The 3,579-nt window shown below is 50.1% G+C and carries 2 protein-coding genes and 1 pseudogene; all 3 read left to right on the top strand.

The genetic code is table 11. From position 1 onward, the window contains the following. Window positions 1-1,943 (top strand): phosphoribosylformylglycinamidine synthase (gene purL, locus ACTHUE_RS13215; RefSeq protein ID WP_440423682.1); only part of this gene is annotated, 1,943 nt, incomplete at its 5' end. A 297-nt stretch (window positions 1,944-2,240) separates the two neighbouring features. After that, window positions 2,241-3,026 carry an HNH endonuclease gene (locus ACTHUE_RS13220; RefSeq protein ID WP_225905477.1) on the top strand — a complete coding sequence of 262 codons (786 nt, stop codon included), beginning with the start codon at window positions 2,241-2,243 and terminating at the stop codon, window positions 3,024-3,026. 232 nt (window positions 3,027-3,258) lie between these two features. Continuing rightward, window positions 3,259-3,579 (top strand): annotated as a pseudogene (locus ACTHUE_RS13225) (hypothetical protein); the annotation flags it as partial.

Genomic DNA, 3,579 nt, shown 5'->3' on the forward strand with positions numbered 1-3,579 from the left:
TGATTACCATCGGCGACCGCAGCGTCGGCGGCATGACCCACCGCGACCAAATGGTCGGCAAATACCAAACCCCCGTAGCCGATTGCGCCGTTACCATGATGGGCTTCAACACCTATCGCGGCGAAGCGATGTCTATGGGCGAAAAACCGACCGTCGCCCTGTTTGACGCGCCCGCCTCGGGCAGAATGTGCGTCGGCGAAGCCATCACCAACATCGCGGCGGTCAACATCGGCGACATCGGCAACATCAAACTTTCCGCCAACTGGATGGCGGCGTGCGGCAACGAGGGCGAAGATGAAAAACTCTACCGCACCGTTGAAGCAGTTTCTAAAGCCTGTCAGGCATTGGATTTGAGCATCCCCGTGGGCAAAGACAGTTTGTCGATGAAAACCGTGTGGCAGGATGGCGAAGAGAAAAAATCCGTGGTTTCGCCGTTGAGCCTGATTATTTCTGCGTTTGCTCCAGTAGAAGACGTACGCAAGACTGTTACGCCTGAGTTGAAAAACGTCGAAGACAGCGTATTGCTGCTGGTTGACTTGGGCAACGGCAAAGCGCGTATGGGCGGCTCTGCATTCGGTCAGGTTTACAACAACATGACCGGCGATGCACCTGATTTGGACGATACAGGCCGTCTGAAAGCGTTTTACAACATAATTCAACAGCTTGTCGCCGAAGACAAACTCTTGGCATACCACGACCGCAGCGACGGCGGCTTGTTTGCCGCTTTGGTAGAAATGGCATTTGCTGCACGTTGCGGCTTGAATGTGGATTTGACCTCGCTGGTTGCCAACCAAGCCGATGTCAACGAAGCAAGCATCCGTGCATTGTTCAATGAAGAGCTGGGCGCAGTGATTCAAATTGCCAAACAAGATGTTGCAGCCGTAGAAGCCTTGTTTAAAGAAGCTGATTTGGCACTGCATGCTGTTGCGACCATCGGTACTGACGAGAAAATCGTTATCCGCAATCAGGCAGGCATCGTACTGGAACAAAACCGCGCCGACCTGCAACGCGTATGGCAGGAAACCAGCCACGCCATCCAACGCCTGCGCGACAATCCTGCCTGCGCCGACAGCGAGTTCGCACTGATTGGCGACAACGACCGCAGCGCATTGTTTGCCGACGTGAAGTTTGATGTAAACGAAGACATCGCCGCGCCGTTTATCAACAGCTGCGCGAAACCCAAAATCGCCATCCTGCGCGAACAGGGCGTGAACGGGCAAATCGAAATGGCCGCCGCCTTCACCCGCGCCGGATTCGATGCCTACGACGTGCATATGTCCGACCTGATGGCAGGCCGCGTCCACCTTGCCGACTTCAAAATGCTGGCGGCGTGCGGCGGCTTCAGTTACGGCGACGTACTCGGCGCGGGCGAAGGCTGGGCGAAATCCATCCTGTTCCACCCTGCTCTACGCGACCAATTTGCCGCCTTCTTTGCCGATCCGAACACGCTGACATTGGGCGTGTGCAACGGCTGTCAAATGGTCAGCAACCTTGCCGAGATTATCCCGGGCGCAGAGGCATGGCCTAAATTCAAACGCAACTTGAGCGAGCAGTTTGAAGCGCGCCTGAGCATGGTTCATGTTCCAAAATCCGCATCGCTGATTCTGAACGAAATGCAAGGCTCCAGCCTGCCTGTTGTGGTCAGCCACGGCGAAGGCCGCGCCGACTTCGCGCTTCACGGCGGCAAAATTTCAGACGGCCTCGGCATCGCTCTGCAATACGTCGACGGACAAAACCAAGTTACCCAAACCTACCCGCTCAACCCCAACGGCTCGCCGCAAGGCATTGCCGGCGTGACCAATGCCGACGGCCGCGTTACCATCATGATGCCCCACCCCGAACGCGTGTACCGCGCCGCGCAAATGAGCTGGAAACCGGAAGACTGGACGGAACTGTCCGGCTGGTACCGCCTCTTTGCCGGAGCAAGGAAGGCGTTGGGTTAACCGGCAGGCTGATTTGATTCGGCTTTAAAGAGAAAGGTCGTCTGAAAACGATTTAGCGCATTCTGCTATATCTGTTTTCAGACGACCTTTATATGTTCTTTTGCGTATAATACCGAACCAACCGCCGTCATTCCCGCGCAGGTGGAAATCCAGCCCCCTGCATTTCAGAAATACTCAAAGACTACTGTAAATTCAAGCTTCTGGATTCCCGCCTACGCGGGAATGACGGTCATAGGAAAATCAATGCATTACCCCAAATAATTAAATTAGAAAACTTAACTTTGATAGGAAGACTTAATGGCGAAAACAAAATATTCCGCACGGATCAATGGGGAACATATTGATGGAACGATAGAAATTATAAAAAGAATCGTCTTACATCTGCATGATATGGGCAAAACACAATTTAAGGTAAAAGATGTAGATGAACAGATTGAAGAACTAAAAAACCAATGGCAGATTACTCCTGACTATAATGATGATACACATGCTTCTTTGCATGTACTTAGTGTCAATTCAAACTCAAGGAAGCATTATCACGAATCAATGCACCAAGACTTTTTATGGTGGAAAAAAGGAGGAATATTTGAATTATACAAACCAACAAATTTTCAAATAAACTCAACCCAATCTTTGGAACAAGATCTCAGTAAACTCAAAGAACAATTAGCATCCGAAATTGAACCAGAAAAGCGAACCGAAATCGAAACCTTAATAAAAGCTCGTCAAGGGCAAGGCAGATTCCGGCAAAAACTACTCGAACTGTATCCGAGCTGTCCGCTGACCGGTCTAGATATCCAGCCTTTACTCATCGCCAGCCATATTAAACCTTGGAGCGTGTGCGATGATAACGAGCGTTTATGTCGCTTCAATGGTCTGATGCTCGCACCCAATATCGACAGATTATTCGATAATGGACTGATTACGTTTGATACCGACGGTACGATAAAAATCAGCCCGACAATCGATTCGGAAAATCAAAAGCGGTTGGGAATTTCTCCCGATATGAAATTAAAAATTCGACCGGAAAGCGAAAAATATTTCGAGTATCACCGCAACCATGTTTTCCCAAAAGAAGAATAAATAGTGTTGAACAGTCCGTTGATTTAAGGTCATCTGAAAACGGGTTGGCACAAAATCCGCTATACCTGTTTTCAGACGACCTTTTTGCGTCCTTTTGCATATAAAGACCAAACCGACCATCGTCATTCTATTAGCGTATTCTGCAAGCAAAAGCATCATTCCGTATAATCATAATCCCCCTTAGCTCCCCATCAGCTATAATCGACATATTCAGACGGCCTTTCCCGACATTATGACTCGACAAGCCTTTATCCTCAGCGATTGCGAATTTTCCGAATGCGGCGAAAAGCCTTACGCCCTGTTGACCGCGAATCCGACGAAGGAACACCACTTCATCGCCCAAACCGAGCAGCGGCAACATTCGCATAATCCGCAGGTCAGCCCGCAAAATCAAAACGTTTATCGCTTACCGCTGTCTATGTTCCATACTGGCGAAAAAGCCCGTGGCAAAGAACAAAACCGCAGCGAAGCGATAAGCGTCAACATCATCGGCAACTTGGCGGCGAAAAACCTCTATACGCTGACCTTTGTCGAAGACTCCGCCAACCAATAC

The sequence above is a fragment of the Neisseria sp. P0021.S005 genome (genome assembly GCF_051956955.1).